Annotated in this window: 6 protein-coding genes; 3 read left to right on the forward strand and 3 right to left on the reverse strand. The window is 57.2% G+C overall.

All coding sequences use genetic code 11. The annotated features are described in order from the left end of the window. The 3 genes from VGI36_16190 to VGI36_16200 form a co-directional block, all read right to left on the reverse strand. A partial coding sequence (locus tag VGI36_16190) for an LLM class flavin-dependent oxidoreductase (GenBank protein HEY2486688.1) occupies nt 1–306 on the reverse strand: 306 nt, incomplete at its 3' end. 44 nt (nt 307–350) lie between these two features. Continuing rightward, nucleotides 351–677, reverse strand: coding sequence for an NIPSNAP family protein (locus VGI36_16195; GenBank protein HEY2486689.1), 327 nt, complete (start codon nt 675–677; stop codon nt 351–353). A gap of 379 nt (nt 678–1,056) precedes the next feature. After that, nucleotides 1,057–1,455 carry a hypothetical protein gene (locus VGI36_16200; protein HEY2486690.1) on the reverse strand — a complete coding sequence of 133 codons (399 nt, stop codon included), beginning with the start codon at nt 1,453–1,455 and terminating at the stop codon, nt 1,057–1,059. 160 nt (nt 1,456–1,615) lie between these two features. Here VGI36_16200 and VGI36_16205 point away from each other — a divergent pair, with 160 nt between their 5' ends. The 3 genes from VGI36_16205 (at nt 1,616) to VGI36_16215 (ending at nt 3,719) form a co-directional block, all read left to right on the forward strand. Then, a complete protein-coding gene (locus VGI36_16205; GenBank protein HEY2486691.1) occupies nt 1,616–1,954 on the forward strand; it encodes a hypothetical protein in 339 nt (112 codons plus the stop codon). A 74-nt stretch (nt 1,955–2,028) separates the two neighbouring features. Continuing rightward, nucleotides 2,029–2,493 carry a hypothetical protein gene (locus tag VGI36_16210; protein ID HEY2486692.1) on the forward strand — a complete coding sequence of 155 codons (465 nt, stop codon included), beginning with the start codon at nt 2,029–2,031 and terminating at the stop codon, nt 2,491–2,493. Between the two features lie 431 nt (nt 2,494–2,924). Then, on the forward strand, nt 2,925–3,719 hold the full coding sequence (locus tag VGI36_16215) for a hypothetical protein (protein HEY2486693.1): 795 nt from the start codon (nt 2,925–2,927) through the stop codon (nt 3,717–3,719). Nucleotides 3,720–4,310: the final 591 nt, after the last annotated feature.

Consider the following 4,310-nt stretch of genomic DNA (forward strand, 5'->3'; position numbering starts at 1 on the left):
ATCGAATCCGCGCCCTGCGCCCCAGTACACGCGCCCGCCTGACAGTATGTCCAACAGAGCGATCTCCTCGGCGAGCCGCAGCGGATGATAGAACGCCGCGAGCGTCATTCCCGTCGCGATATGTAGCCGCTTGGTGCGCGCCGCCGCGTATGCGCCCACCACGGGAATCGACGGGCACACGCTGTAATCGTTGAAGTGATGCTCGGTGATCCAAACCGCCTGGTAACCGCGCTGCGATCCATGATCTCGATTCGCTCGACTGTACGCTCGTAGACCTTCGCCAGCGTCGAGCGCCGATCTGGCCAACTGAAAAACTGCAGCACTTCAAATTTCATAAATACTGAAGTCCGCTATTTCAGTGCTGAGAAAGCCGTCGGCATCAGGATGCTGTTGGTTATGGAGGCGACGATAGGACCGTCTACTTCGCTTTTGGCTCGCGCCTCGATCCATTCTGGATCAGCGGCGAAAGCAGCAAACCTCTTGTCGCGATCGGACAGCGATTCCCATTGCAGCATGTAAACCAGGTCCGAGCTCGACTCTCCGATCGCGACCGTCCAGAAGCCGATTTGTTTGATTCCGTGCTTCTCGAACAGCCGGCACGTGACATCGTTGAAGCGTTTGATGATCGCAGGCAGGCGTCCGGGCACGCAGTGATAGACCCGAAGTTCGTAAACCATTGCGCATCTCCTTGCTGTTCTTTTCGCTCTTCGATTCCGATTGGGCAAGAGCGACTAGATAAGTGGAACCGACTGACCTTCGACCCCAAGCAGCATCGCGCCCGCCATCTCGAGCGTTTTGCGTTGCTCAGCACGATGTGCTGGCAGAAGGTCTCTGCGTCGCGCAACGCTCGATCGAGCGGAGTCCGCTCGGAATAGATCGAGGTTGAGCCGAGCAGCTCGTAGAGCATTCTTATGATATCGCGCGAGGCTCGCCCAATGTTGACGTGCGAGAGCCACGCATTGGCGCGCTCGGCGGTCGTCGGATGTTCATGCTTCTCCAGCCGCTTCCATTCGTTTTCCATCGAAAGGAAGAGGTAGGATCGAGCCGCGCCTAACATCATCTCTGCTTTTCGACGATAACGCTCTGAACGCGAGCATTGTTTTTGTAGGAGTGTCCGGAAGGCTGCTCGACCCGCTGTTCAATCGCATCGACGGCATAGTCAATCGCGGCGCGCGCTGCACCGAGCGAGACGCTAGCCACCTTCGGCAGAAAATTTCTGAAACTGCGCCACAATACACCAGGGCGGCGCGCTGGGGCGCTCATATCGATCAGAAACCTCTCGGGAACGAACAAGTCGCGAGCGCGATATCCAGGCTTGGTATCAAAATGGGTCTGGAGGGGGAACGAGAAGCCAGGGTTCGCTTTGACGGCCGAGTTGCCGAGGCTACCAGCGATCGCACCGGATTGTTTCGATGAAGCTAGTTCCAATTGGCTGAGCACGTACGATACGAGCATCGACGTCGCTCTTCGTGCCGAAGGCAACAGGGGGACTCTACGATCGAACGGGCATGCCGGCAGAGACGTCTGGTTGTTACTCCTCCCGCATTGAATCGGTGGCGCGCGATCGCGCCGTCCACACTGCTCCTCCTCTTTTCGTTGGTTTTCACCACGAGTAATGCATGCGCGGCTAGGCAGCGCCCGCGACAACGCCGGGAGCTCACTACTCGAACTCGCCACGCATCAATTCACCTCGCTCTCTCGCGCCGAGCGCGCGGTCCTGGAACTTCACGACGTCAAAAACATTGGGCGAACGGGGGATTTCGCGGTCTGCGGAGTCAGTTCCACGATCAGCGATCCCTCTAACGATCCCAGGAGCGCTGCCGAATGGACCCATGATCGCGATGTGCGCGCTGAACTGATCAGGTGGATTTTCGTCGATCCTGACGCCTTGCGACGATTGGACCCCGGTGGACTACGACTCTCGGTGCGAGAATCACTGGTGCCCTTGAGCTGAGGGATGCGCACCTTACCTTCCCGATTACCCTCCGGAACTGCTCGATTCCCGAACGCATCGACCTGAAGGAATCCATGATTCCGCGGCTTGATTTGAACGGCAGTTACACAGGCGAAATCGATGCGCGCGGAATAACAGTCGATAACGACGTCGAAATTGGACAGGGCTTTCACGCATCGGGCGAGGTTTCATTCTACGGAGCGAGGATTGGCGGAGGACTTGATGCACGAGACGGTCATTTCGTGCGTTCCAAGGTTGAACCGCAACCTTCCTTCGCTCTCGCTCAATGGAAGGTGGCTCTGCTGGCCAGCAGCGCGAAAATTGGCGGCGACGTCTGGTTCTGCTGTGGCTTCGAATCGCTCGGTGCGGTTTTCATGCAACGGGCAAAAATAAAAGGCGAGGTGTATGCGTTTGACGGACGTTTTATCAATCCCCATCTGACCGCCCTGGACTTCTCACGTTCCGAAATCGATGGCGCCATCTGGCTCACACCTCTCACCGCCCAGTTTAAGCCGACCAGTTGTCAACGGCCTCATTGACTTCGGCAGTGCTGTAATGCCCGGTGGAGTGACGGGTGGATCAATTCTAGTGGTCAACGGGACACGATTCGAAGGCGATGGAATCAACGGCCTCTTTGCCTTTTCAGACATGGCTTGAAGAACTCCCGCAGGCGGGCTAAGTGACTTCGCTCGCCCCGACCGTCTGCTGAACGTTCCCACACGGCACTAATTTCGTCGTTCTCGACTGCTCGAACAAGTCTCTTGCCGGCCCATGGCAAGAACTTGCTCAACCAGCGAATCCAGCGAGCCGCACTTTGATGTGTGAGTTCGACGACTCAGCCCCAGTTTTGCGTTCTGAAGACGATCGCAATGATTTGCGACGGCGGCATCGTTGCGGTCTCTTCGATGGTAGAAGCGCGACCTATATGATGACGCAAATTAGGAACCGAGTCGGATTTGGATCGCTCTTGGTGATTGTTTTAGCGGCGCTCTTTGTCGGAGCGACACGATGTGCGGAGGCGGCCACCGATGGCGCGAGCGCGTCGCCTCTCAAAGCGGCGATCGATGGACCTCAGCGCTCCGACGCCAACAGGGCTCGCGACAAATATCGTCATCCGATGGAGACGCTCAGCTTCTTTGGGATCAAGCCCGACATGACCGTGGTCGAGATTTCGCCGGGAACCGGATGGTACACGGAAATCCTGGCGCCGTTACTCAAGGACCACGGGAAGTTGTACGAAGCGGTGGGAGGAAGGGGCGTGAAGCCCTTCGAGGAAAAACTCAAATCCGATCCAGCAGTGTTCGGCAATGTGATCGTGACCAGGCTTGACCCTCCGAGCGACATGACTATCGCGCCCGCGGGCTCTGCCGACATGGTTCTGACGTTTCGCAACGTTCACGACTGGCTCCCCCGTGGCACTGCGGCAGAATATTTCAAAGCGTTTTACCGCGCGCTGAAACCGGGCGGAATTTTGGGCGTGACCGACCACCGTGCCGACCCTCTGAAGCCGCAGGATCCTAACGCGAAGGATGGCTACGTTCGCCAGGACTATCTGATCCATCTGGCGGAGCAGGCCGGGTTCAAGCTGATCGGAACTTCGGAAATCAATGCGAACCCGAAAGACGATCGGGACCATCCGGTGTGGAATCTCCCGCCGACCTTGCGGATGGGAGACAAGGATCGCGCGCGGTATCTGGTAATCGGCGAGAGCGATCGTATGACGCTCAAATTCGTGAAGCCGATTACCCAGGCGGGCGCGGACTAGCCGGTTCCAGACATTCTGGGTGCGGTCGCGAGTCCCCGGCCGATCGATCAGTCTGTCGCGTGACGAATTGTACCGAGAGTCTGGTCGAATCCGGTGGAGTCAGTCGCCCCAGAACTGGGCGTGTACGGCAAAGCGGCTAGACCTATATAGCGATTTTCAACGCCGATAGCATATGGGGCGATCGAAATGCTCCTAGAAGATGCCGATCGTCTACACACTGTCTACATGAACATGTGCGGCGGCTAGACGGGTTGCGCCGAACAGCGGGCAATACCCGCAATGTCGCTAGTTTTTCGAGTGAGCCGTCCGGGACTCGAACCCGGGACCCTGTGATTAAAAGTTCGACTCCCGACCTTACCAGCACACCTCGGGACACTAAAATTCCGCCAAAATCGAGGACTACCCGATGACTGTGTGTCTTCCTGGTGTGGCCTGTTGAGGTGTTTTTTCAATGAATCTGGCACCAACGTTGGCACCAAATAGACACTCTGCCTTTCGCATTGCCTCAGGGCCGGAAAGACAGTGGTACTGTGATTTCGATACTGTAAAACGGTCCACTTCGATACCGTAGATTGGCCCACCCCCCTGTAG

It is taken from the genome of Candidatus Binataceae bacterium, from assembly GCA_036495685.1.
In the GTDB taxonomy this organism is placed as follows: Bacteria; Desulfobacterota; Binatia; order Binatales; family Binataceae; genus JAFAHS01.